Here is a 24,257-nt window from a genome sequence, read left to right as displayed (position 1 = left end):
GGCTTGGGCAGCAGCTGCACGCCGCACTCGGCGAGAAGCTCCTCGCGGGAGCGCAGTCCCCTTACGCGCGGTCGCAGCGCGTCGTCGGCGACGCCGGACGCACATGTGAAAAAGTCCGGGCGGCAGGGCAGTCGAACCCCCTTCCCCACCCGTCTTTACAGGGGAACGAGGGAGGGCACATTGAACGCCGACGAGGAACGCCAGTTCCGCGAGTTCGTGGCGGCGCGGTCGAGATCGCTGCTGCACACGGCCTACCTGCTGACCGGGGACTGGGAGCAGGGCCGGGACCTGCTCCAGACCGCGCTCGCCGCCACCGCTCGGCGCTGGTCGAAGCTGCGGGACCGGGAGCAGCCGGAGATCTATGTGCGCCGGGCGCTCTACCACGCCCAGGTGGACCGCTTCCGACTGCTCAGCTGGGGACGGGAGACGGCCACCGACACCCTGCCGGACCAGCCGTCGGAGCAGGCCACCGACTGGGCCGACACCGTGGTCCAGCGGCAGGACATCATGGCAGCACTGCGGCGGCTGCCCAAGCGCCAGCGGGCGGTGATCGTGCTGCGCTACTTCGAGGACCGGCCGGACGAGGAGATCGCCGCGATTCTGGGCGTCGCCCAGGGAACGGTCCGCAGCCAGACCCACAAGGCGCTCACCTCCCTGCGCACCTCCCTGTCCACTGCCTCCGGAAGGGGCGTCGTCGCATGAACGACTCGACCGAACACCCGCTGCGCGACGCCCTGCACGCCCACGTCCGGGAGAGCGGCGGCGACGCCGCCGGTGCCCGGCTGGCCGGACTCGCCGACGGCGCCTTGCGGATCGCCCGGCGGCGGCAGCGGCTGGTCCGCGCCGGGGCCGGTGTCGCCGTCGCCGCCGCGGTCGCCACCGCCTGGGTGGCCGTCCCGGACGGTACGACCCCGCGCGGGCACGTGGTGCAGCCCGCGGCAGGGGACAGCACCGGGAAGGCGGCCCTGATGTCCCTCCTGCCGGTCACCTCGTCCACGGAGCGCGCCTGCGCCCCCGGCAGCGGCGGCTACACCGTTCCCGCGAGCGCGACCCACCCGGAGCTCTGCGTCCGGACCGACCGGGCCAAGGGCATGACCGACGTCCGGGTCGCCTCCGCCAAGGCGGTCAAGAGCAGTATCGACGGCGCCTGGCAGGTCGAGGTGACCCTCGACTCCGCCGACCGGGCCCGTTTCGCCGCCCTCACCGGCTCCATCGCCTCGGCCCCGGCTCCGCGCAACGAATTCGCCATCGTCATCGACGGCAAGCTGTGGGGCAACCCCTACGTGAACCGCTCGATCACCGGCGGCCGTCTGGAGATCGTCGGCTCCTTCGTCGGGGACCTCACCAGCGCCGCCGTCCACGACCTCGCCCACCGGCTGGACCCCGGCACCTGACGCCCTACGTCTCGGAGAGCTCCGCGCGCAGGGTGTCGCGCAGGCGGCGCAGGTCGTCCGCGGGGCGGCCCAGGCCGTTGAGGCGCAGCCGGGCCGCCTCGGTGCGATCGACGGGGCGGACGGTGAAGGCCAGGTTCAGCGAGGCGCGCAGCATCCACAGGTCGTAGGCGAGCAGCCGGGCCGCGCGGGCCTGCGCCGCCACCAGGTCCGGGTCGGTGGTGCCCACGTCCTGGAGCCGGGCGCGCAGCCGGTGCAGGGCGATGCTCTGCTGCCCGCAGTCCCGGGCCGACCCGCGGGACACCGGGCCGGGCTCGCCGCACGCGGCGACCGCCTCGTCGGCCGGCCGCTGCGCGGCCACCGCTTCGTCCAGTACGGCGACGAGCGCCCTCAACTGGTCCGGCCGCGACGGGCCGGCGGGGGCCGGGCGGCGGCACAGCAGGGGGCGCAGGAGGGGCCGTACAACCGCCGGCCACCGTACAACCGCCAGCAGCCATCGTGCGGCTCGGGGCGCGGGCACCTCCGGAGCTGTGCCTGTGCGCATGGCCCCTCCTGGCGTCCGTGGTGTCCGTGCCGACCGGGCCTCGCCGACAGGCCCTCGCGGGTGCGGAGGACCGGCTTCCGACCGCCGCGTTCCTCCAGTGTGCGCCTCGAGCGCGGCCGGGTGTTCCCGCGCGTCCTGCCCGACAAGGCTTGATCGGGCGTTCTCGCGGGTAGTTGTCCTCCCCCGGGAGTAGCGGGAGGCGGTGCGGTCGTCCCGGGGAGGCAGGGCAGGTGCCTCCGTGGGCACGATGTGCGGGCGGGTCTCGAGGACGAGGCTGGTTCGTGTCGGGGAACAGGAATCCAGGCCCGAGGAGGGCGCCATGAACCGCCAGATCCGTGTTCGTGTCAGCCGTCGGCCCTCGTCGTCCCGTGACACCCGGCAGCCCGAGATCGACCGCAGGACTCCGTCGGGACGACTGCTGCCGTACTGACGCCGCAACGGCCCACGACCGCCGGTCAGTTCAGGCAGCGGTCGATCGCCGTCCGCAGCGCTCGGCGCAGTTCGGGCGACGGCAGCGGGCCACCGCCCTCCGCACCGGCCGTGACCACCGCGGCGACCGTGCGCAGTTTGGTGTTGGAGAGCTGGGAGGCCTCCCGCAGGACGTTCCACGCCTGGTCCGAGGAGCAGGCGTGAGTGGCCATCAGGACCCCGCGCGCCTGGTCGATGACCGGGCGGGTGGCGATCGCCTGCCGGAGCTGCTCGACCTCCGTGCGCAGCAGGTCCAGCTGCCGGGTGCGCTCCAGGACCACCGTGCAGGGCACGGGCTCCCGGCGCGTCCCGGGGCCGTGCAGGGGATCGTCGGGGTCCAGACCGGCCATCTCCAGGACGCGGCGCGCCTGTTCGGCCCAGCCGGTCGCCGCCACCCGTACGCGACAGCGGCGGCCGTAGGTGTCGAGAACTTCCAGGAACTGCAGTCCGGCCGTGTCCATGAAGGTGACGCCCGTCATGTCCAGGTCGACCCGGTCGATGTCCTCCGGCAGCCGGGCCAGGGTCCTGCCCAGGGCGTCCGCGCAGCCGTGGATCAGCTCGCCGCGGACGACGAGCACGGCCCTGCCCCCGTCCACACTGCTGTCGATGGCCAGGGTGTCCAGCCGCCCCGCGAGCGAAGTGTTCGTCGCTGAACTCATGTCCGCCTCGCTGCTCCCCACAGTCGTCACGACGTTGAGTCACCGATCGCCGCCGGACTCCGGCCCGGCCCAGGGGTGTGGCTGTGCGGGATCCGGCGGTGCTGGAATGCGCCTGCCCGGCCCCTCGGGGAGTACACCCGGCCCGGTGGGGCGTGACGGGCGCGCACAGGGGGTAAACGCGGTCTCATCCAGGTCTTGACAGGAGACGTTTCGGGAGGGGACACGTATCGGAGGGGAGAGAGGCGGGACGACAGTGGGGAGTGGGTGTGAAGGTCCGGTACAACGCGCCGCGGCGCCGCCTTCCGGCGTGCGGGAACAGGGTCACGCCGTGGTGAGCGCTGTGGCCGAGACGCCTGATCCGTTCGTGCATCCCGCGCTGTTCTACCGCGACGAGCGGGAGTACCTGGCCGCAGTGGTGCCGTTCGTGCACAAGGCGGTCGCCGCCGGGGAACCGGTCGCCGTGGCCGTGCCCACCGAGAACCTGCGGCTGCTGAAGGCGGAGATCGGCGCCGAGGAGGACGTACGGTTCCTCGACATGCGCGAGGCCGGGCGCAACCCCGGCCGGATCATCCCGGGGGTGCTGCGCGCCTTCGCCGACGCCCAGCCGCCCGGCACCCGGGTGCGGATCGTCGGCGAACCGATCTGGGCCGGCCGTTCGGCCGTCGAGTACCCCGCCTGCGTCCAGCACGAGGCGCTGATCAACGCCGCCTTCCAGGGCCGCCCGGTCACCATCCTGTGCCCCTACGACACCCGGCGCCTCGACCCCCAGGTCGTCGCCGACGCCCGCGCCACCCACCCCGTGGTCGTCGACGCCGGCTCCGGGCGGGAGGAGGAGAGCGGACGGTACGACTTCGAGGCCGTGCACGCCCGCTACAACGCCCCGCTGCCACCGGCCCCGGACGTGGCCGCCCACGCCTTCGTCGCCGATGTGCTCGGCGAGATCCGGCACTTCGCGTCCGACGCGGCCGAGCGGTTCGGGCTCCAGCGGCCCCGGCTCGACGACCTGGCGCTGACCGTCGCCGAGCTGACCACCAACAGCGTGGTGCACGGCGGCGGTTCGGGGCTGCTGCGGGTCTGGGCCGAGGACGGGCACGTGGTGTGCGAGGTCCGCGACCAGGGACACCTCACCGACCCGCTGGCCGGTCGCCGGCCGCCCTCCCGGGACCAGTTCGGCGGCCGCGGCCTCCTCATCGTCAACCTCGTCGCCGACCTCGTGCGCGTGCACACCGGGCCGAAGGGCACGACGGTCCGATGCTGGTTCGCCGTCTGACCCGCCGAGGCCCGCCCGCCACGACCTGCGCTCACCCGCGTGTTCGTTCGCCGTACGCCCCGCGGGCAGGATTCGGGCAGCGTGGCCCGGTCAAGGCCTCGGTGGGGGTCTCGGGGGATCCGCACGGACGCCCCGTGTTCCTCAGGCTGGTTCGCTTCGGGATGTGACGGTATGCAGTCGGGTTCGGCAGTTTTGGACCCTGCAAGCGTCAGCCGCGTTGTGCCCCGCTCGGCCACAGCACGGTCACCGGGACCCCCGTCCTGCGCGCGTAGGCCACCACGTCGCCGGTGCCCCCCAGCCCCCGCGCCGGACGGCCGTCCCACACGGCGATCAGACGGTCGCAGTGGTCGACGATCCAGCGGCCCGCCGCGAAGTACGCCTCCTCGTGCGTCGGTTCGGGCGGCAGCTCCACGCGGTGCGCGCAGGCGCGCAGGATCCTGCGGTACCCGGCGCGTGCCACGTCGTCGTCGAGGTGGGCCTCGTACTCCATGCCCGGGATCACCGCCGTCACCGGGACACCACTGTCCAGGGCGATGTCCGCGAACAGCTGGTCGGCCCCGGCCGCGAGACAGGTGAGGGCCTCCAGGGAGCCGCCGCCGAGGTGCCCGCGCATCCCCGCCCGCACGACCGGCAGGACCTGGCCCGGGATGGAGCGGTGCCCCGTCACGCCGATCCGGGTGACCGTGGTGAGAGCCGGTCCGGTCACGGTGGGAGAGGTCCCGGCCTCTCGGGTCGTCGCGGTTCCGCTCGTCACGAAAGAGCCTCCCACAGCCGTCGGTGACTACACCGTAACTCCGTCGGCGGGGAGCACACAGGGGCGCACCCGGTCACACCGGGCTCGCCGGACGACGTCCACTCGGCCCCGCCGCCCCCGACTGCCGCTCACTGCCGCCGACTTGACCGCGTCCAGCGGGTCAGCATGAAGCCAGGGTCCACCAGACCTGTGTGCGACTGTCGTGTCCGAAAGTCGTTTAGCGCACGCAGCGCCGGGAGATGGATGTGGCGACCTCATCCCCGCTCGGCGTGGGCGCCGACGTCCCAAGGCAGACTGCTCCCGAGAGCTCGTCGTGACACAGGCAGGGGTTGGACGCATGGTCGGACAGGAACGCGCGGAGGCCACCCGGTCGGCCATCCTCGACGGGGCGGCCCGCGCCTTCGACGCCGAGGGCTACCACGGGACGTCGCTCGGGGACATCGTCAAGGAGGCCGGAGTGACGAAGGCCGCGCTGTACTTCCACTTCGGTTCGAAGGAGGAGCTCGCCCAGGCCCTCGTCGACGAGCAGTTCTCCGCCCTGGAGTCGGTCACGGACACGGGCAGACCCGGAGTGCAGACCGTCATCGACATCGTGCACTCCATGGCCCGGCGGCTGCTGGCGGACGTCCGGGTGCGGGCCGGCATCCGCCTGGTCATCGACCAGAGCTCCAAGGCGGGCATCGTCAGCGAGCCGTACACCCGGTGGATCGAGCTCTTCCGGGAGTGCCTCGTCCAGGCCCAGCGGCGCGGGGACGTGAAGGCGGACCTCGACCCCGGACGGGTGGCCCGGCTGGTCGTCGGCTCCTGGACCGGACTGCAGCTCAGCTCCCAAGTCCTCAGCGGGCGTGCCGACCTGACCGAGGAGACCACCCTCATGTGGGAGATGCTGCTGCCGAGCATCGTGCCGCCGCGACGGCTGGAACGGTTCCACCCCGAGGGCACGGCCCGGGTGCCCGAGATGGTCTGAGGGGGCCCACAGGGGCGACCCTCAGGTGGCCAGGGGGTCGAGGGACAGCGGCTCGATCCGGCCCTCCAGCATGTACCCCAGCCCCTGTACGGCGCAGACGTCGGGCCGCTCGGCGATGTGCACCGGCATCCCGGTGGCGTGCCGCAGCATCTGGTCGAGCCCGGGAAGCAGCGCGGAACCGCCGACCATCATGATGCCGCGGTCGGCGAGGTCGGCCACCAGGTCGGGCGGGCAGTTGCGCAGCACCCGGCCGATGCCGTCGAGCACGGCGGTCAGCGGGGTCTCGATCGCGTCCCGCACGGCGGCGGTGTCGACCTGCACGGAACGGGCCAGTCCGGTGGCGACGTCCCGGCCGTGGATCTCGGTGGAGGCGGGGCCCTGCGGGGTGAGGCCGTTGCCGGAGAGGGCGAGCTGGAGCGGTCGTACGGACTGACTGGGCAGCATCAGCTCGTGCTCGTGACGCAGGTGCTGGACGATCGCGTGATCGACGGCCTCGCCGCCGACCGGGACGCGCTCGGCCGTCACGATCGACCCGAGGGAGAGCACGGCGACCTGGGTGGCGGCGGCCCCGCACACCATGATCATGGTGGCCTCGGGCCGCTCGACGGGCAGTCCGCAGCCGACGGCGGCCGCGATGAGGGTGTCCACCAGCTCCACGCGCCGCGCCCCGAGCCCCACGAGGGTCTCGATCGCCGCGCGCTGGGCCAGCGGGTCGGCGTCGTGCGGGGTGCAGGCGGCCGCCCGCAGCCGGGGCTTGCGGCGCAGGTTGCGGCGGATCTTGTCGCCGAGCAGATGGCGCAGCATGCGCTGGGCCATCTCGATGTCGACGACGGTGCCGCCGGAGACGGGCCGTACGACACGGATGTAGTCGGGGGTGCGGCCCGTCATCTTCTCGGCGAACTCGCCGACCGCGATCAGCGCGCCGGTACGGGTGTTCACGGCGGCGGCCGACGGCTGGTCGACGACGAGCCCGGCCCCCTTCACGTACACCCGCGTCCTCGCCGCGCCCAGGTCGACGGCGAAGTGGCAGCGGCGCAGCTGCTCCAGACTGGCGGTCATGGAGGTCCTCCCGAGAGCACAGACCGTGGGGGCGCGCCGGGTGGCGGGCTTAGTGGCATCGTGCGGGGGCGGGGGAGGGGGCGCCTCTATTAGGGGGCCGGGCGGGGTGCCGCTGAATGGGGGTTTCTGCCGTCGGGAGGCGCGACCACCCCGAGCTCCACCAGGTCCTGCGGCCGGATCCGCAGCTGATCCGCCGTCGGCTCGACCTCCTCCGGCGCCCGCTTCAGGATCGCCGCCGCCAGTTCCGGCGCGATCACGGAGAAGTAGCTGTCCGGCGTGGCGTACGTGTTTCCGGGCGCCGCCAGGGCCAACGCGCCGCCGGAGCCGCCCTCGCCGATGAGCAGGGACGTGATCGGGGTGCGGGCGGAGGCGACCGCGGTGAACAGGTCGGCGACGGCCGCTCCCACGCCCTGGCGCTCGGCCTCCGCGTCGTTGGCCGCGCCCGGGGTGTCCACCAGCGTGAGCACCGGGATGCCGAGGCGGTCCGCGAGACGGATCAGACGGGTGGCGGTGCGGTAGCCGGCGGGGCGGGTGGCTGTGCCGGTCTGGGCGGCGTAGGCGACGGTACGGCCCCCGTGCTCCCCGAAGCCGCACAGCATGCCCGGGTCGGTGCCCCCGCAGCGGTCGCCGGAGACGGCCGCACGGTGGGTGAAGTAGGCGTCCAGGTACGCCTGCGCACGGGGCCGCTGCGGAGAACGGGCCCTGCGGACCGCGTCCCACCCGGTGGCGGGCAGGTCGGCCGTGCCGAGCGGGGCCGGGACGGGAGCGGGTGCGGGTGCCGTGTCGGGGGTACGACCGTCCGCTGTCTCGTCGCCGGTTCCGCCCGACGGCCTCGCGAGCAGCCGCAGCCACAGTCCGAGCGTCTCCCGCAGCTCCTGCGGCCGTACGACCGCGTCCGCCGCCCCCGCCGCCACCTGAGCGTCCGCCGTGTACGCCGTCGGGTCCGCGTCCGGGGGGCGGACCCGGGAGCCAGCGAAGCCCACCTGGGCGCCCGGGAGGGCGAGGACCACGTCGGCGCCCGCGCCCAGGGTGGCCCAGCCGCCGCCCGTCGTGGGATCGCGCAGTACCGCGATCTGGGGCAGGCCCGCCGCCCTGGTGAGCGCCGACTGGCGTGCCACGCGCTGGAGTTGGGACAGGGCGAGCATGCCCTCCTGCATACGGCTGCCCCCCGTGGCCACCAACGGGACGACCGGAAGGCGGTGTTCGCGGGCGTACGTGTACGCCGCCTCCAGACGGTCCCCGGTGCGTTCGCCCAGCGAGCCGCCGAGGAAACCGAACTCGAAGGCCATCAGGACGGCTCGGGTGCCCTCGACGTGCGCGGTGCCGCAGACGACCGACTCCTGCTCGCCGGTGCGCTCGGCGGCGCGGGCGCGCGAGGCGTCGTAGCCCTGCCAGGAGAGCGGCCCGTCCGGCTTCGACTGCCGTTCGGGGTACGGGATTTCGCGGAAGTCGTCGGCGAGCAGGGCGGCCATCTCGCGTGCGGACAGGCGCTCAGCCATGCAGCGCCCGCTTCATGATCTTCCCCATGTCGTTGCGGGGGAGGGCGGTGAGGTGGTGGACGACCCTGGGGCGCTTGTGCGGGGCCAGGCGGCGGGCCACGTGGTCCGCCAACTCGTCCAGCCGCGGCGGCGCTTGGGGGTCCGCCGGGACGATCCACGCCACGATCCGCTCGCCCAGGTCCGGGTCCGGCTCCCCGGTCACCGCCGCCTCCCGCACCCCCGGGTGCTCAAGCAGCGCGTTCTCGATCTCGCCCGCCCCGATCTTGTAACCGCCGCTCTTGATCAGGTCGGTGGCCTTCCGGCCGACGATCCGGACGTACCCGTCCCCGTCCCGCACCGCCATGTCCCCCGTACGGAACCAGCCGTCCGCCGTGAACGCGGCCGCCGTCGCGTCCGGCCGGTTGAGGTACTCGGTGAACAGGTTCGGGCCGCGCACCTGGATCTCGCCCACCGTCTCGCCGTCGTACGCCGTGATCGGCGCCCCGTCCTCCTCCACCAGCCGCAGCTCCACACCCGGCAGCGGTGTGCCCACGGTCCCGGCACGCGGCTCGCCGTCCGCGCGCACGCTGGTGTTCATGAGGGTCTCCGTCATGCCGTAGCGCTCCACGACCCGCCGGCCGGTCGCGGCCGTGATGCGCTCGTGGTCGTGCACCGGCAGTGCCGCCGAACCGGACACGAGGAGACGGGCACCGGCCAGTGCCTTCACCAACTCCGGGTCCGCCGCCAGGGTCTCGGCGATGCGGTGGTACATCGTGGGGACGCCGAAGAGCATGGTCGCGCCGTCGTTCAGCTCGCGGGCCACACCGTCCGTGCTGAAACGGCCCAGGTGACGGACCGAGCCGCCGCGGCGCAGCGGGCCGAGGACGCCGATGACCAGACCGTGCACATGGAACAGGGGCAGAGCGTGCGCGAGGACGTCCGCCGAGGTCCACTGCCAGGCGTCGGCGAGGGCGTCCAGGGTGGTGGCGACGGCCCGGCGGGGGAGCACGGCACCCTTCGGGGGGCCGGTGGTGCCGGAGGTGTAGACGACGAGGGCGGGGTCGCCGTCCTGCGCCCCGCTGTCGGGGGCGGGGTGGCCGGTGGCGTGCGCGTCGACGTCGACGCGCTCCAGACCCCCCACCGCTGACGGGAGTTCGGCACCGGGCGCGGCGAGCAGCAGGCCCGGCGCGCTGTCGGCCAGGATGTGCCCGAGCTCCTTCTCGCCGGACTTCGGGTTGAGCGGCACCGCGGCGACACCGGCCTCCAGGGCCGCCACCACGGCCACCGCGGTCTCCAGTTCCGGCGTCGCCCAGACGGCCACGCGGTCGTGCCGCGCGAGACGGGCCGCCAGGGTGCCGGTCGCGGCGGCGAGTTGCGCGTAGGTGAGCGAGCGGTCACCGAACCGCAGGGCGGGACGGTCCGCCGCGGCGCCCCTGAGGGCCGGGAAGAGAGAGGTCACGCTTCACAACTCCTGACTTGTTGTCGCCTGTCGTTCCTACCCGAACCCCGGCACGACCATCACCAGCCACACCACCGCGGGCACCACCGCGACCACGATGCCCCCGTAGATCATCAACTGCCGGAAGAAACGCTCGCGGTCCACGTCCGGCGCCGCGGCCAGCACCAGCGCCCCGTTCGTCGAGAACGGGCTCACGTCCACGACCGTCGCCGACACCGCCAGCGCCGCCACCATCCCGACCGCCCCGATCTCGCCCTGCGCGAGGAACGGTACGGCGAGAGGGATCAGCGCGCCCATGATCCCCACGGACGAGGCGAACGCGGAGACGATCGCCCCGATGTAGCACAGCAGTACGGCGGCCAGCAGCGGGACGCCGATGCCGCCGACGCCCTCACCGGCCCACTTGATGGTGCCCATCTGGTCCAGCACGCCGACGTAGGTGAGGACACCGCAGATCAGCAGCACCGTGGTCCAGGCGATCTGTCCGACCGCCGTGCGGCTGTCCTGGGGCCAGGCGGCGCTCAGGATCACCGCGAGGGTGATCGAGGTGAGCCCGGCGTCGAGGTCGAAGGCGAGGACGGCGACGACCAGGGCGACCAGGGCGGTGAGGGTCGCGACACGAGCGGGGGTGAGGCGGGTGGCGCCGGGGGCCTCTTCGGGGCGGGTGGCCACCTCGGTGCCGGAGAGCGCGGTGCCGGAGGAAGGCGCCGTGCCGGAGGAGGGCGCCGCGCCCGAGGAGGGAGCCGTGCCGGTGCCGTCGGCCGACGCGTCACGCCGGTCCGGTGCGTCACGCCGGTCCGGGGTGCCGGCGGCCCCGTTCGCCTCGTCCAGCGGTACCGCCCCCTGCGCCCACAGCTTCAGCCCGCCGAACAGCACGAACATCACGCCCGCGATGACGAGGTTGACGCCGAGCGAGGCCAGGAAGAGGAACACCTCGTTGCCCGGGAGGTGTTCGCGCTCGACGATGCCGTTGACGATCGTGCCGTAGATGCTGATCGGCGAGAAGCCGCCGCCCTGGGCGCCGTGCACCACCATCGCGCCCATCAGCAACGGGCTGATCCCGTACCGCGCGGCGAAGCTCAGCGCGATCGGCGCGACGATCGCGACCGCGGCCGGGCTGACCGCGCCGATCGCCGTCAGCGCGCCGGTGAGCGCGAACATCACCCACGGGATCAGCGCCACCCGCCCGCGCACGAGCCGGATGGACGCGTGGACCAGCCAGTCCGTGGTGCCGTTGGCCCGTGCGATGGCGAACAGGTACGTCACGCCGACGAGGACGACGAACAGGTCGCCGGGGAAGCCGGCGAAGATGCCGTCCGCGTCGAGGTCGGCGACCAGCTCGCCCACCGCGAAGGCGGCGGCGAAGGCGAGGGCGCCCATGTTGACGGAACGGGTGGTGGCGATGACGAACACCACGACGAGGACGAGGATCGAGATGAGTTCGGGGGACATACGGGCTCCCGTCGTTGGGCCCCGGAGCGGTTGGGCGGATGAGTGGCTCACTGGCTAATTGGCTCAGCCACTCGTCCAATGGGGGATGGGTGGACAGCGTGGTGCGGTCCGTACCGTACGTCAAGAGCGCGCACGCAATTGGCTCAGCCACTTGTCCAATTGACCGCCTATGGGGGTGTTACGCTCCCGACGAACGAGAGGGGGACCCGTGACCGACGCCCTGCGCCCCATGACCAAGCCACGCCTCTACGAACAGGTGCTGGACCGGCTGCGCCAGTACGTCGCCGAGGCAGGGCTCCGGGCCGGCGACCGGATCCCGCCCGAACGTGATCTCGCCACCCGTCTCGGCGTCAGCCGGGCCTCCGTGAAGCAGGCCATCGTCGTGCTGGAGGTCCAGGGCCTCGTCGAGGCGCGGCGCGGCGGCGGGACGTATCTCGTGAGGGACAGCCTCGACGTCGAGCCCGTCGAGAAGATGGTCGAGCGGCGCCGGCGCCTGCCCGACGTGCTCGACGCCCGCGAGGCCCTGGAGACCAAGCTCGCCGAACTGGCCGCCGAGCGCCGCACCGACGAGGACCTGGTCGCCATGCGCACGGCGCTGGCCAAGATGGCCGGGGAGATCGAGGACGGGGCTCATGGCATCGAGGGCGACCGCCTGTTCCACGCGGCGGTCACCGCGGCCGCGCACAGCAGCCTGCTCGCGGAGTTCATGCGCTCCATCGCCGACCAGATCGCCGAGAGCCGCACCGAGTCGCTGCGCCAGCCGCACCGCCCCGAGCGCTCCCTCGCCCAGCACCGGGCGATCCTCGACGCGATCGCCCTCCAGCGCCCGGGCCAGGCGGCCACGGCGATGCGCCGCCATGTCCGTACGGTGGCGAAGGTACGGCTGCTGGACTGGGAGCCGGAGGACGACGAATAGCGGACTCGCGCGGGGCCCGGGAGCCGCCCGCCCTACCGCCCGGCGGCCGCCAGCACCGCCTCCACGACCGGCCGCAGCGACCCGGGATGCAGGAACAGGAAGAGGTTCGGCTCGACCAGCTCCAGTTCCATGACCCGCGGCTGCCCGTCCTCCCCGTCGACGAGGTCCACGCGCGCGTACAGCAGCTCCGGCGCGTCCGGTACGGCGGCCAGGGCGCGCTCGGCGACGGCCTGTTCGGCCGGGGTCGGCGTCCAGGGCTCCAGGCCCGGGTGGGCGACCTTCGCCGCGTCGAAGGCCGTACCGGGAGCGAGGACGGCCCGCTTGCGGCTCGCGTGCAGCAGCCGGCCCCCGAAGAACTGCAGCGCCCGCTCACCGGCCGCGTCGATGCCCCGCATGTACGGCTGCACCATCGCGGTCAGCCCCTCCGCGTGCATGCGCTCCAGCTGCCGTACCGCGCTCTCGCGCTGCCCGGGCGTGTACCGCGCCGCGTAGCGCGCGCCCGCCCCGGACGTCGGCTTGACGACGTACTCGTGGTCGTCGGGCAGGTCGGCCGGGCCGCCGGGCGCGAGATAGCGGGTCGGCACCACCGGAACGCCCGCCTCCGCGAGCTCTCCGAGGTACCGCTTGTCGGTGTTCCAGCGCACGACCTCCGCCGGATTGGCGAGCCGCGTCGCCTTGCCGCAGCGCTCCGCCCACGCCACGAACTCGGCCGCCCGCCAGCTGTAGTCCCAGGTGGAGCGGATGACGGCCAGGTCGTACCCGGCCCAGTCGACCTCCCCGTCGTCCCAGAACACGGCCTGCGCGTCGGCCCCTGCCTCGCGCAGCGCCGCCACCAGCACGGGCAGATCGGCGTCCTTGCTGGGCTCGGGCCGGGGGTCGTAGGTGACGAGGGCGATTCGGGGCACGGCGGATTCCTTTCCCATACAGCTCGACCAGCAGGCTAACCACGGCGGACGCAACCGCGGCAACCGCTTTGCCTCTCCACGACAAGCTGGAGCTGCCGCGTCCCGCACGTGTCGGGACGCGGCGCCGGGCGGTCAGCGCACGGTCAGTCTCTGCAGCAGCCCCCAGGTGAACTCGGCCACCACCTCGCGTCGTACGCCCTCCTCGTCCGGGGCCGTGAACGCCAGGCCCCAGCGGGTCGGGGCCGTGCCCTCCAGGGGGCGGGCCGGGGAGAACGCACGGGCCGCCTCGTCGACCGTGCAGGACCAGGGGGCGAGGTCGGCGAGGGTGTGGAGGCCGGGGCCCGCCGCTCCGGGGGCGCGGATCAGCCACTCGTTCCAGACCGCGCCGGTCGGGGAGAGGAGGACCTCGAAGCGGAGGTCGGGCCAGAGCGGGACGGGCCAGAGCCAGGCCTCGCACTCCAGGTCGCCCACCGCGCGGGTCAGGACGGTCTCCGGGGCGCCGAGGACCGAGCGGTACCGGGACGCGGCGGCGCGGGCCCGCGGGGAGCGGACCATCGCCTGCCAGCGCTTGTTGGCCTCGCGCATGTCCGCGATCGAGGCGCCCAGGGTGCGTCTGGCGCCCTCCACAAGGTCGGGGTTGTGGTCGGCCATGCGGCGCAGCAGGACCAACTGGAAGTCATGGACGGTGAAGGGGCTGGCCGGGAGGTTTCCGGAGGGCATGGTCCCCATCGTCCCCCACCGCACTGACACTGGGCCGGCGCCCGTCGGGGAGGAACAGCACCGAGTTGATGTACCGCGGGCGGCGGAGGAAGGGCAGGACCCGGCGGAGCAGGCCCTGGCTGACGACGTACGAGGCCGTCTCCTGGTGGGCCTCCAGGGGGAAGCCGGACAGCGGGACCCAGGTGGCGCGGGGCAGCACCCAGCCGTCGTAGCCGAGGAGGGACAAGTAGGTCACCACAGGCGCGATCGGCTGGATCCGGGACTCCAGTTCGACGAAGAGCGCGGGCCGGTCGCGCGCGAGGATTCCCGTCGCCCCGCGCAGCACCGCCAGCTCGCTCCCGTCCACGTCGATCTTGATGAAACCGACGTCCTTCAGGCCCAGTTCGTCCAGCGTGACGCAGCGGACGTCCAGCGCGCGGCCGTGGATGTCGCGCCGGACCAGGGAGGACACCCCGCGGTCGCCCTCGTCGCCGGGCGGCAGCCACAGCCGGGCGATGCCCGGGCGGTCCGCGGCGGCGGCCTGGACGACCTGGACGTTCGCGGGGGCCGCCGAGGTCAGCAGTCGGGCCAGGTGGGGGACCGGCTCGACGGTCACCACCTGCCGCGCCCGCCCGGCCAGCCGGCGCGTCCACGGCCCGTACCAGCCGCCCACGTCCACCGCCGTCCGGCAGTCCGCCGGGCACAGCTCGGCCAGCCGCGCCAGCTCCGGCTCGAAGCGCGGGTACACGGCCCGGGCCGCCGCCGCGACGAGGCGGGTGGGCAGATGGGGGGCAACTCTCGCCGCCCAGGTGCGAGCCGGTCCGGTCATGGGGTCGCCCCGGGAGTCCGCGGGGAACCTCCGGCGCAGCGCAGCAGCAGATCCTCGTGCTCGTCGTCCGTCACCTGCTCACCGGAGGACGGCAGCAGCTGCGGGATGCCGTCGACGATCGGGTAACGGCGGTGCAGCCGGGGGTTGTAGAGGGCCTCGTCCGGCGGTACGAGGTGCAGCGGGCCCTTGTCGAGCGGGCAGGCCAGGATCTGCAGCAGCGGGTCGTCGGGGTTCATGGGGGCGTCAACTCCTTGGCACCGATGGGGGGCTGGGGCGCCGGATCGTGCTTGGGCATGCTGAGCAGTACGGCGACGGCGAGCACCGTGCCCGCGAGGCGCAGCGCGAGCCGCAGCGGATCGTGGGGCAGGGACTCGCCGAACGAGAGCGTGCCGAGCACCGCGGTGTACAGACAGGTCACCGTCGTGCACACCGGCACGATCAGCGAGGCCCGGCAGCGCTGCAGCGCCGCCTGCGACATCACCAGACCGAACGCTCCGGTGAACAACAGGAGATACGGATACGGAGAGGCCAACAGCTCAACTACCGCGCCACCAAGCCCACTTGACGTCAGATAGCTCGACACGCCCTTGATCGCGAGCGAGCTGACCCCGTACAGCAGGCCCACCGCCACGCCGTACTCGACGCCGGTCGTCGGCATGCGGTGCCGGTGTCGGGTGCGCCGCTCGGCGGACCCGTACAGCCACACGCCCGCCGCCAGCGACGGCACGCACACCAGCAGGATCAGCTGGTACGGGGCGTCCCGGCTGACCCGGTCCGAGCCCTCCTTCAGGGACAGCACCACCATGAGGAGCGCGACGAGGATGGCGCCCAGCGCGTACCGTTCCCGCCCGGTCGTCTCCTCGCCCAGGAGCCGCGCCGACAGCAGCACCAGCAGCACCAGACCGGAGACGAAGATGCCCTGCGCGGCCGCGATCGGCAGCGTCCGGTACACCGCCAGCTGTGCCCCGAACCCGGCCGCGAGTGACAAGGAGCCGCCGATCCAGAGCGGGCTTCTGAGCACCAGCCCGAGCAGCCGGGCCGGTTGCCGGATCGACACCTCCGGCAGGGCGGTCAACGCCCGTTTCTCCAGCACGAATCCGACGCTGTACAGGGTGTTCGCCAACAGGGCCGCCGCCACTCCCCACCACATGGTCCACGCCCCCTACGTCTTGCGCGCGTGCAGCAGCAGGATCGACGCGAGTGAGGGTCTGGCACACGCCAGCCGGTCCAGTACGCGCAGCGGACGCGGCACACCGTGGAAGGGCGCCCCCGCCAGCCGTACCACCTCGAAGCCGGCCGCCGCGACGAACTCCCGCAGCGCACGCGCCGTGTACAGCCGCAGATGCCCCACGACCTCCCGCCCCGGCCGCCCGTGGATGGCCCGCAGACTCACCTCCGAGAACACCGGCTGGACGCCGGCCAGCAGCAGGCCGCGGTTGTACCAGGCGGCCAGGTTCGGAGTGGACAGCATGAGGTGGCCTCCCGGGCGAAGGATGCGACGGATCTCGTCCAGCGCTGCGTCGGGGTCGACGAGATGCTCGACGACCTCGCTGAACAGCACGGCGTCGACCGAGGCGTCCCTGAACGGCAGCCCCGTGTCGCCGAGTTCACCGCGGATGGCGTACGACAGTCTGCTGCGGGCGCGTTGGAGGGCGTCCTGGGACCAGTCGACGCCGACGATGCGGTGACCGGTGAGGAGCGGGGCGGCGGTGGCGGCCGCGGAGCCGTCGCCGCAGCCGATGTCCAGGACGGTACGCGGCGCTGTTCCGGCGGTGCCGAGGGCCGCGGCCAGCATGCGGGCCTGGCGCAGGGAGCGGGGCGCGCCGGAGGCGACCGGGACGGCCGGGTCCTCGTAGAAGTCCCTGAGGCCGCCGCGGCGCGGGGGCGCGGTGGTGTTCACGGGGCCACCTCCGTGGTGTGCAGGTAGTGCTCGAACAGGTCCCGCAGATGGGCGCCGTCACCGTGCCCGAGCAGGGCCCGCGACCAGCGCAGGGCGAGGTGCAGGCGGCCCGCGGTCGAAGCGGTCGTGACGGTGAGGCCGCGGGGCATCCGCGCGGGCGCCGAGAACCACACGGCGTGCGCGCGGCCCGCCTCCTCGCCGAAGTCCAGGGGGTACGGGATGCGGCCGATGTTGCTGAGGAGGGTGGTGGAGGTCCAGGGGGCAGCCGCTCTGCGCAGGCCGCGGGTGAGGGCGGCGCGCCAGGTCACCGGGGTGACCGGAGCCGTGAGGACGCCTGCGCCGTGGCCGAGTTGGGGGCGGCTGAGGGATTTGAGGGCGCGGGTTCGTTGTGCGGTGCGGCGCAGGAGGTCGGGCATGTCTTCGGGTTTGCGTACCAACTCCGCTGGTGAAAACGGGACTTCGACCAGTCGGGTGCCGTTTCCTATCGGCATCGTCATGTCCCTGGGGCGGTCGTCCACGGGCATGGTGATGCGAAGGGGGCGGGGGGTTTCTCCGTGTTCCCTGTTCCAGTGGGCGATCGTCAGGGCCGTGGCGACCATGAGCTGGTCGTTGACCGTGTAGGGGGAGCCCTTGGGGCGGTGGGGGAGGGGGAGTTCGGTGACGAGGAGGCCGTTGCCGGGGGAGGTCTCGGGGGTGCCTTGCGCTACGCGGGCGGGGCGGGTCCAGTTGGAGGGGGTGTTCTCGGGGGGTGCGGGGGGTTCTTGTGGGCGGGTGGGTGCGGGTGCCGGGGAGTTGTCCCTGCCGCCGTAGATCTCTGCTGCTGTGGCGAGTATGCGGAGGCAGGCGGGGCCGTCCAGAGCTGTGTGGTTGATGGTGAGGAAGAGGACGGTTGTGTTTTGGGTGCGGCTTGGTGGGGGCTTGTCGCGCAGTTCCCCGCGCCCCTGAAGAGGTGGGTGCAGGCCGACTATGTCCGTTGCCTCGCTGCCTTCCGCCGGGCCCGCTCCTTCCACCACCTCCAGACGGATCGGTGGGGACAGGGTCAGGGGAGGTGCCTCCTCCAAGGCCCTTGTCCTCGCGTCCCGCAAGGCATCCCGGCCCGGCGTCGGGAAGCTCACCACCTCGACATCCGGCTCCGCCGTCAGCTCCCACTCGTAGCGGCGGCGGTACCAGCCCCCCGGGGCCTCCCGCATCAGGATCCGTGGATGCCGGTGCAGAGCTTCCGTGAACGCCTTCCTCAGGCGCGCGGGGTCGAGCCGTCCCGGCAGATGCACCTCGATGTGGACCGTCTCCGGTTCCTCCTCCTGGAGGCAGTGGCGGGAGACCTCGTCGACCACCGGGAACGGGATGCGTGTCGGTGGGGTCATGCCGGTTCCGCCCTCCCCTTGTTCACCTCGACCGGCGGCAGTTGCTGTGTCGGTGCCTCGGAGTCGGGGGGCGCCTCGGTCTCACCGTCCCGCACACTCACCAGCGCCGCGAACAAGCCGATCAGTGCCAGCAGTTGGGCCACGTGGCCGAATGCCCCGTGCGACGCGCCCACCGGCTCACCCGCCCCCACCGCCGCGGCGATCCCCGCGCCCGCCAGGGCAACGAAGGCGATCGGCACCAGCAGACCGTGCCGCCTGGACGCGAGGAGCGCCAGTGCCGGGACCAGCAGGGCGAACCAGCCCGCGATGACCACGCCCACCAGGGTGAGCGCCACCACGCCGAGCCACACGCCCGGCGCCGGAGGCACCGGCTGCGGTTCGTCGGGGTTCGGGGAGCGCCTGCGCCACAGCACCAGGCCCACCAGGACCGCCAGGGCGACCCCGCTGCCGATCAGCGCGCCGTCGTACGTCGTCGCCGGCTCGTACGACAGCTTCACCGTGCCGCCGGCCCCCGCGGGGACGCGCCAGCCCTGCTGCCAGCCGTCGAGCCGCAGCGGGGAGAGCGACTTGCCGTTCAGCGTCGCTTTCCAGCCGTCGTTGTAGTTCTCGTACGTCGTGAGGTACGAGGCGGCGCCCGACCCCACGGTCACCTCGCGCCGGTCGCCCAGCCAGTCCCGTATCCGCAACTCCCTGGTGAGGGAGGTGGGTTCGGGGACCGTGCCGCGGGTCAGGGTGATGTCGGTCAGGGCGAGCGGCCCGGCGTCGCCGCCCTCGACGACGTGCTCACCGGAGGGGAGGGACAACTCGGCGTCCGACCGGCCCGACTGACAGAGCGTCACGGTCAGCTCACGCCGGTCCGTCAGGTCGCGGATCAGGCCCGACACGCCCGTCTCGTACAGCTTCCCGTCGATCGCCAGCACCGGGCCCTTGCCGCACGGCAGTGCGAACTTCCGGTCGGCCTTCGGCTGCGGGGTCCGGTACTGGTCGAGGGCCGGGATGTACGCCTCCGTCAGCCCCACCGGGAGCTGGAGGTCCTCGTCGGCGACCGGGTTGTGCAGGACCAGCGGGGCCGTCTTGGTGATCGTGATGTCGAGGCGGTCGGTCGTGATCGCGGGGAAGCGCACCGCGCCGTTCTCGTCGACCCCGGCGACCGTCGCGCCGTCGGGCGAGGTGATGTCCACCTCGGTGGGACGGGTGGAGAGGCCGCCCGCGGGCGCCAGCACGATCTCGGATATGGGCTGTTTGCCGTTCCAGCTGAGGTGGATCGTGGGGCGGTCGCCGGCGATCCAGGCGGTCGTGAGGTCGCCGTCGGTGAGGTTGCGGGCGGACAGGCCCGTGCCGAGGGCGGCCGTGGAGTCCGCGGTCGCGGTGATGCGGTCGCGCTGGTCGGGGGCGACCTCGTACAGCAGCCTGTCGAGTTCCTCCCCGGTCACCGGCACCGCGCTCGCCTTCACCGCGTACGTGCCCGCGGCCTCCGTGGTGAAGCGGCGGTGCAGTCCGGCCTCGGTGCCGGTCGGGGAGATCCCGGCCGGGTCGGGGACCCGGTGCAGGGAGACCACCTCGGCTGCCGAGTCCGCGCCGTCGGCGTCGGTCGGCACCCGCAGCAGCCGGGTCACCTGCACGTCCGGCAGGGCGATCTCGGAGAACCCGGCACCGGCGAGACCGGTCCGCCGTGCCACCGAGTCGACGATGGTGAGCTTCATCCAACTCGTCGCCCCGGGCGGGGCCTTGATGCTCTGCGTCGAGCCGTCGGCCCGCAGGAAGCTGGTCCGCGACCCCCGCTCCGTCTCCACCCGCACCTCGGTGGCCGCCGACCGCACGCTCTCCTGCGGCAACGGCGTGACCTTGAACGACGAGGGCATGTCGTACGCGGGATCGGACAGCCCGATCCGCAGCCACTGCCCGTCCGGCGAGCCCGCGACGCCCTCCGCCCAGGCGGTGTCCGGGTTGCCGTCGAAGGCGTTGACCGGGTCGAACTGCGGGAGGTGGAACAGCCAGTTGCCGTACGAGGACGCCGTCACCGAGCGGGCGCCGCGCAGTTCCGCCACCGTCTGGTGCGCCTGGCCCGTCGTCGGCAGGATCTGGTGCGGTTTCTCCCCGGCGTCCTGCGCGGCCCCGGAGGCATTGCGCTCCTCGCCGGTGTACGTGTACGAGGTGTTCGCGTTGACGAGACCGAAGCGGGTGTCCGCGCGCCGCAGTCCGTCACCGACGATCTGGATCGGCGGGGTGCCGAGCCCGGGGTGGTTGTCACCGGTCAACACCGTCGCCCTGCCCCGCAGTTCGGTGGCCAGCGGGAGCAGTGACTCGGGACCGCCGGACACCTGCGCGGTGTCGGCGACCGGCAGCAGGCCGGCCTGTCCGGGCCGGGGCACGTCCTCGCCCGCCGGACGGTAGATCTCCACCGCCCGCTGCCTCGGGTACAGCCCCTCGATCTGGAGCGGGGTGTCGTTCGCGATCTTCCCGCCCGTCATGAGCGGCCCGAGGCCCGTCACCCGCTCGTAGCCGGACTGTTCGAGAGCCCGCTTGACGACCGAGGACGACACGGCGCCGATCTGGTCGGGGTCGAGGTCGTTGCGGACGACGACGTAGTAGACCCCGGCCCGGCTCAGGTAGTCCGCGAGGCCCGGGATCTCGCCGCCGGTCATCAGCGCCTGCTCGACCGCGTCCGTGGTGCGCCGGTTGCCGGGGGTGCCGAAGGGGACGTAGTCCCGCTGCGCCCAGCGGGACTCGGCGAGGACGTCGAGGGGCTGGTCGATGGGGGAGCCCCAGGTGTAAATGCCGTGCGCGGTCGCGGGGACGACCAGGGCGCGCGAGTCGGGGGAGTACTTGTCCAGCCAGTCGGCCGTGGTGTGCCAGTACTTGGGCAGCTCCTGGAAGGAACCCGGGTTCAGGATCGAGCCGTTGAGATACGGCCACATCAGCCCGGGCAGGATCAGGACGGCCGCGACGAGCGGGGCGTACCGGCGGCCCCTGATCTCTCTCGCCCCGCGCGGCTCGGCGGCCACGCCCACCAGATGGGCGAGGCCGAGGACCAGGGCGAGGGCCAGCCCCGGCTGGAACTTGTAGATGTTGCGGAAGGGGGCGAGACCGCCGTTCAGCCAGTCCTGCACCAGCCCGTGGAAGGGGGCGCCGAACGCGCCGCCGTACCCCGCGAGCAGCACCAGGACGGCCGTCAGCACGGTCAGCACCAGCCACCGGCGCTCCGGCATGTCCCGGCGCGCCAGGCCCGCGAGGCCGAGTCCGGCCGCGAACGCCGAGCAGAGGATCACGATCACCGAGGAGGCCACGGTCCAGCCGGCCGGCAGCCACGCCTCCCCCAGGTGCAGATAGGCGACCCAGTTCCCGGCCCCGCGCAGGGCCTCCGTCGCCGACATCGTCTCGGTCGTGGTGTGCGCGCTCTCGACGTACGGCAGGAAGTTCTCGCCGTAGAGGCCGAGCAGCAGCAGCGGGATCACCCACCAGGCCGTCGCCAGGATCACTCCCGGCACCCACCAGGCGATCAGCTTGCGCTGCCGTGGTCCCGGCGGCCGGGACAGGAGGTACAGCCCGACCGGGAGCAGACAGGCCAGGGTCGAGGCCGCGTTCACCCCGCCCATGAACGGGACGACCAGCGCCGAGCGCAGGGCGGCGATCCGGGCGCTCAGGCGCTCGTTCGTCAGCGGCAGCAGCACCCAGGGCAGGAAGGCGCCGGGCAGCGCGGCGGCGGAGGTCGAGCCGACGACGATGGTGAAGGTCGGCCACAGCGCGTACGTGACGGCGGCGAGCAGCCTGCCCGGTCCGTTGCCGACGCGCAGCCGCTCGGCCAGCCGCAGCGCGCCCCAGAAGGCGACCGACACGATCAGCGACAGCCACAGCCGCTCCACCAGCCACACCGGCAACTGGAGGGCGTGGCCAAGCCAGTAGAACGGCAGCATCGGCCACAGATAGCCGACGTACTGGTCCTGGATGCCGCCGAAGGAGCCCTGGTCGTGCCACAGCTGCCCGAGGTCGCCGAGGAACCGTCCGGGGTCCGTGGTGACGCCCAGCTTGGTGTCGAAGGTCTGCCGGCCCGGGTGCACCACCAGGAACAGCACGAAGACCACGGCCCAGAACCCCAGCAGCCAGCTCCGCGACCGCGGACCCTCCGGGGGGCCCGACATGAGCGCGGTGCTGGGGACGGCTGCCGGAGGAGGGGCCTGGACCGTGGACGTCGTCATGGTGGACACCGCCGGAGGATGAGGAGGAGGTTCCAGGTGGCGATCTCGCGGAGGCCGGGAGCCCGCACGACGGTCTCCGCGAGGAAGGGCCAGTAGCGGGAGCGCGCCGAGACGACCGTGACGTCGTCGCGGGCACGCACCTGCCGCAGGGTCGGGCCGATGTGCACGGCGAACAGGTTCTCGCCGAGCGTGTGCTTGGGGGCCTTCCCGGTACGGCGCCGATAGCGGGCGTGGGCCCGCTCGGCACCCAGGTAGTGCCAGGGAGCCCACTCGTGACCGCCCCACGGGGACAGCCAGTTGGTGAACGACACGTAGATCAGCCCACCGGGCCGGGTCACCCGGACGAGCTCGCTGAGGAAGGTCTCCGGATCGGCCACGTGCTCAAGGACGTTGGAGGAGAAGGTGACGTCGGCGGCCGCGTCCCGCAGGGGGAGCAGGTAGCCGTCAGCGATCACCGTGGAGTCGGGCGGTTTCTCGCCCAGCTCGCGCGCGTCCGGTTCGAAGAGGAACGCGTCGGCGCCGCGCCGCCGGAACTCCTCGGTGAAGTACCCGCTCCCGCCGCCGACGTCCACGACGGTACGGCCGGCGACCGGACCGTCGTAGGCCTCGACCTGGTCCACGGCGTCGCGGGCGAGCAGCGCGTAGCAGGACTCGGGGTCGTCCTGCTCCCGCAGGAAGGCCCGGAAGAGAGCCAGGGAGCGGCGGAGGGAGGGATCCTTCGCCCGGGTCCGCGTCACGGTCCCCAGCCCCTCACCGCCTCGGCGGCCACGGCCCGGAACTGTCTGACCGTCCGATGCCAGCGATACCGGGCCGCCCGGTCCTGAGCGGCCTTGCCCATCAGCTCACGGCGGTGCCCCGACAGGGTGAGCGTGCACCAGGCGGCGGCGAACGAGGACTCGCCCCGCGCGAGGACACCCGTCTCCCCGTCCACGACGGAATCCCGCAATCCGGGCACATCGAAGGCGATGGTCGGCGTCTTGCGGGTCGCGGCCTCGGTCACCACAAGACCCCACCCCTCCACGGCCGAGGGATGGAGCAGCAACCACGCCTCGCACAGCAGCCGGTGCTTCTCGGCCTCGGAGACATGGCCGGTGAACTCCACGCCGGGACCGGCGAGTTGCTCCAGCCGGGAGCGCTCGGGGCCGTCCCCGACGATCACCAGTCGGCCTCCGGTCACCGGTCGCACCCGCTCCCAGAGTCTCAGCAGCAGGTCGATGCGCTTGTATTCGACCAGCCGGCCCACGGCCACGAAGAGCGGTTCCGGTGAGCGGCGAACCAGGGGTTCCGGTTCCTCGACCCCGTTGTGCACGACCCGGATGCGGTCCCGCTCGACCCCGATCGCCCGCAGGGCCTGGGCTGTCGAGGGGGACACGGCGACCAGCAGACTCCGGTGCCGGGCCGCCGCACCGGCCAGCGCCCAGTGTTCGAGTCTTCGGCCGATCCGGGCGGCCGGGGCCAGCGGGCCGCCGAACCGCATCTTCCACAGGTCGGTGTGCACGTGGTTGACCAGGCACAGGGTGGGGCCGTGGTGCCACAGAGGTGCGAGGTACGGCATGCCGTTGCAGACCTCGACCAGCAGGTCGGTCTCGCCGACCTGGCGGGCGAAGGCCGTACGGGCGCGCAGGTAGTGGCCGAACTCGCCGCCCGCCGACACGACGCGGTAGTCCCGGTAGGAGGCCGGCCCGCCGCACAGCAGGGTCACCTGGTGGCCGAGCCGGGTCAGTCCGTCGGCGAGCCGGTCGACGAGGAGCTCGGAGCCGCCGGCGGCCGGGTTGTCGAGGTCACGGTGGGCGAGAAAAACGATTCGGCGCGGGGGTGGGGGGAGCGCCGAGGGGTGGTGCGGGCCGTGCGATGAGGGTTGCCACTGCGACGCCTGGGGGGACGTGCGCAGCGGGTGGGGCACGTGCTGGGGCATGGGTGCTCCAACTCGTCTCAGGGTGCGGAACT

Annotated in this window: 22 protein-coding genes; 5 read left to right on the top strand and 17 right to left on the bottom strand. The window is 73.1% G+C overall.

Going from position 1 to position 24,257, the window contains the following annotated elements; genetic code table 11:
- Nucleotides 1-180: 180 nt before the first annotated feature.
- Together H293_RS0101935 and H293_RS0101930 are read left to right on the top strand one after the other, a co-directional pair.
- Complete coding sequence (locus H293_RS0101935; RefSeq protein ID WP_020116199.1) at nucleotides 181-702, top strand: SigE family RNA polymerase sigma factor; 522 nt, start codon at nucleotides 181-183, stop codon at nucleotides 700-702.
- Nucleotides 699-1,394, top strand: a complete 696-nt coding sequence (locus H293_RS0101930; protein WP_028807462.1) for a SecDF P1 head subdomain-containing protein — start codon at nucleotides 699-701, stop codon at nucleotides 1,392-1,394. Before H293_RS0101935 ends, H293_RS0101930 begins: the two co-directional genes overlap by 4 nt.
- A gap of 4 nt (nucleotides 1,395-1,398) precedes the next feature.
- On the opposite strand, the gene H293_RS0101925 is transcribed toward H293_RS0101930, so the two are convergent.
- Nucleotides 1,399-1,935 (bottom strand): hypothetical protein, encoded by a 537-nt coding sequence (locus H293_RS0101925; RefSeq protein ID WP_020116198.1) that lies wholly within the window; start codon nucleotides 1,933-1,935, stop codon nucleotides 1,399-1,401.
- Nucleotides 1,936-2,390: 455 nt separating this feature from the next.
- Entirely contained in the window at nucleotides 2,391-3,062 is a 672-nt protein-coding gene (locus H293_RS0101920) for an ANTAR domain-containing response regulator (protein ID WP_020116197.1), read from the bottom strand.
- 331 nt (nucleotides 3,063-3,393) lie between these two features.
- Between H293_RS0101920 and H293_RS0101915 the strand changes: the two genes are divergently transcribed.
- The gene (locus H293_RS0101915) at nucleotides 3,394-4,332 is read left to right on the top strand and encodes an anti-sigma factor RsbA family regulatory protein (RefSeq protein ID WP_028807460.1); all 939 of its coding nucleotides are present in this window, start codon (nucleotides 3,394-3,396) and stop codon (nucleotides 4,330-4,332) included.
- 208 nt (nucleotides 4,333-4,540) lie between these two features.
- Here H293_RS0101915 and H293_RS0101910 read toward each other — a convergent pair whose 3' ends face one another.
- Nucleotides 4,541-5,038, bottom strand: a complete 498-nt coding sequence (locus H293_RS0101910) for a hypothetical protein (RefSeq protein WP_020116195.1) — start codon at nucleotides 5,036-5,038, stop codon at nucleotides 4,541-4,543.
- A gap of 385 nt (nucleotides 5,039-5,423) precedes the next feature.
- Between H293_RS0101910 and H293_RS0101905 the strand changes: the two genes are divergently transcribed.
- The gene (locus tag H293_RS0101905; RefSeq protein ID WP_020116194.1) at nucleotides 5,424-6,053 is read left to right on the top strand and encodes a ScbR family autoregulator-binding transcription factor; all 630 of its coding nucleotides are present in this window, start codon (nucleotides 5,424-5,426) and stop codon (nucleotides 6,051-6,053) included.
- Between the two features lie 21 nt (nucleotides 6,054-6,074).
- Here H293_RS0101905 and H293_RS0101900 read toward each other — a convergent pair whose 3' ends face one another.
- From H293_RS0101900 to H293_RS0101885, 4 genes are all read right to left on the bottom strand, one after another.
- A complete protein-coding gene (locus tag H293_RS0101900) occupies nucleotides 6,075-7,112 on the bottom strand; it encodes a rod shape-determining protein (protein WP_020116193.1) in 1,038 nt (345 codons plus the stop codon).
- Nucleotides 7,113-7,201: 89 nt separating this feature from the next.
- The gene (locus H293_RS0101895) at nucleotides 7,202-8,611 is read right to left on the bottom strand and encodes a carboxyl transferase domain-containing protein (RefSeq protein WP_020116192.1); all 1,410 of its coding nucleotides are present in this window, start codon (nucleotides 8,609-8,611) and stop codon (nucleotides 7,202-7,204) included.
- Nucleotides 8,604-10,049, bottom strand: coding sequence for an acyl-CoA synthetase (locus tag H293_RS0101890; protein ID WP_020116191.1), 1,446 nt, complete (start codon nucleotides 10,047-10,049; stop codon nucleotides 8,604-8,606). Before H293_RS0101890 ends, H293_RS0101895 begins: the two co-directional genes overlap by 8 nt.
- Nucleotides 10,050-10,085: 36 nt before the next feature.
- Nucleotides 10,086-11,501: an SLC13 family permease gene (locus tag H293_RS0101885; protein WP_020116190.1), complete on the bottom strand. Its 1,416-nt coding sequence runs from the start codon at nucleotides 11,499-11,501 to the stop codon at nucleotides 10,086-10,088.
- Nucleotides 11,502-11,709: 208 nt separating this feature from the next.
- Here H293_RS0101885 and H293_RS0101880 point away from each other — a divergent pair, with 208 nt between their 5' ends.
- Nucleotides 11,710-12,417, top strand: a complete 708-nt coding sequence (locus tag H293_RS0101880; protein WP_020116189.1) for a FadR/GntR family transcriptional regulator — start codon at nucleotides 11,710-11,712, stop codon at nucleotides 12,415-12,417.
- 32 nt (nucleotides 12,418-12,449) lie between these two features.
- On the opposite strand, the gene H293_RS0101875 is transcribed toward H293_RS0101880, so the two are convergent.
- The 10 genes from H293_RS0101875 to H293_RS0101830 all read right to left on the bottom strand — a co-directional run bounded on the left by H293_RS0101875 (nucleotide 12,450) and on the right by H293_RS0101830 (nucleotide 24,225).
- A complete protein-coding gene (locus H293_RS0101875; protein ID WP_020116188.1) occupies nucleotides 12,450-13,322 on the bottom strand; it encodes an ATP-grasp domain-containing protein in 873 nt (290 codons plus the stop codon).
- 132 nt (nucleotides 13,323-13,454) lie between these two features.
- Nucleotides 13,455-14,051: a hypothetical protein gene (locus H293_RS0101870; RefSeq protein ID WP_028807459.1), complete on the bottom strand. Its 597-nt coding sequence runs from the start codon at nucleotides 14,049-14,051 to the stop codon at nucleotides 13,455-13,457.
- Nucleotides 13,999-14,850, bottom strand: a complete 852-nt coding sequence (locus tag H293_RS0101865) for an FkbM family methyltransferase (RefSeq protein WP_020116186.1) — start codon at nucleotides 14,848-14,850, stop codon at nucleotides 13,999-14,001. The genes H293_RS0101870 and H293_RS0101865 overlap by 53 nt, the downstream gene beginning before the upstream one ends.
- Entirely contained in the window at nucleotides 14,847-15,086 is a 240-nt protein-coding gene (locus tag H293_RS0101860) for a Trm112 family protein (RefSeq protein ID WP_020116185.1), read from the bottom strand. The genes H293_RS0101865 and H293_RS0101860 overlap by 4 nt, the downstream gene beginning before the upstream one ends.
- Complete coding sequence (locus H293_RS0101855; protein ID WP_020116184.1) at nucleotides 15,083-15,988, bottom strand: hypothetical protein; 906 nt, start codon at nucleotides 15,986-15,988, stop codon at nucleotides 15,083-15,085. The genes H293_RS0101860 and H293_RS0101855 overlap by 4 nt, the downstream gene beginning before the upstream one ends.
- A 24-nt stretch (nucleotides 15,989-16,012) precedes the next feature.
- Nucleotides 16,013-16,750, bottom strand: coding sequence for a class I SAM-dependent methyltransferase (locus H293_RS0101850; RefSeq protein ID WP_020116183.1), 738 nt, complete (start codon nucleotides 16,748-16,750; stop codon nucleotides 16,013-16,015).
- Nucleotides 16,747-18,114, bottom strand: a complete 1,368-nt coding sequence (locus H293_RS0101845) for a condensation protein (RefSeq protein WP_020116182.1) — start codon at nucleotides 18,112-18,114, stop codon at nucleotides 16,747-16,749. Before H293_RS0101845 ends, H293_RS0101850 begins: the two co-directional genes overlap by 4 nt.
- Entirely contained in the window at nucleotides 18,111-22,310 is a 4,200-nt protein-coding gene (locus tag H293_RS48910) for an alpha-(1->3)-arabinofuranosyltransferase domain-containing protein (protein WP_020116181.1), read from the bottom strand. The genes H293_RS0101845 and H293_RS48910 overlap by 4 nt, the downstream gene beginning before the upstream one ends.
- Nucleotides 22,307-23,047 carry a class I SAM-dependent methyltransferase gene (locus H293_RS0101835; protein WP_020116180.1) on the bottom strand — a complete coding sequence of 247 codons (741 nt, stop codon included), beginning with the start codon at nucleotides 23,045-23,047 and terminating at the stop codon, nucleotides 22,307-22,309. The genes H293_RS48910 and H293_RS0101835 overlap by 4 nt, the downstream gene beginning before the upstream one ends.
- Complete coding sequence (locus H293_RS0101830) at nucleotides 23,044-24,225, bottom strand: glycosyltransferase family 4 protein (protein ID WP_020116179.1); 1,182 nt, start codon at nucleotides 24,223-24,225, stop codon at nucleotides 23,044-23,046. Before H293_RS0101830 ends, H293_RS0101835 begins: the two co-directional genes overlap by 4 nt.
- Nucleotides 24,226-24,257: the final 32 nt, after the last annotated feature.

This window comes from Streptomyces canus 299MFChir4.1 (assembly GCF_000383615.1).
In the GTDB taxonomy this organism is placed as follows: domain Bacteria; phylum Actinomycetota; class Actinomycetes; order Streptomycetales; family Streptomycetaceae; genus Streptomyces; species Streptomyces canus_C.
The sequence above is the reverse complement of the archived record's forward strand: the minus strand, read 5'-3'. Positions and strand labels throughout refer to the sequence as shown.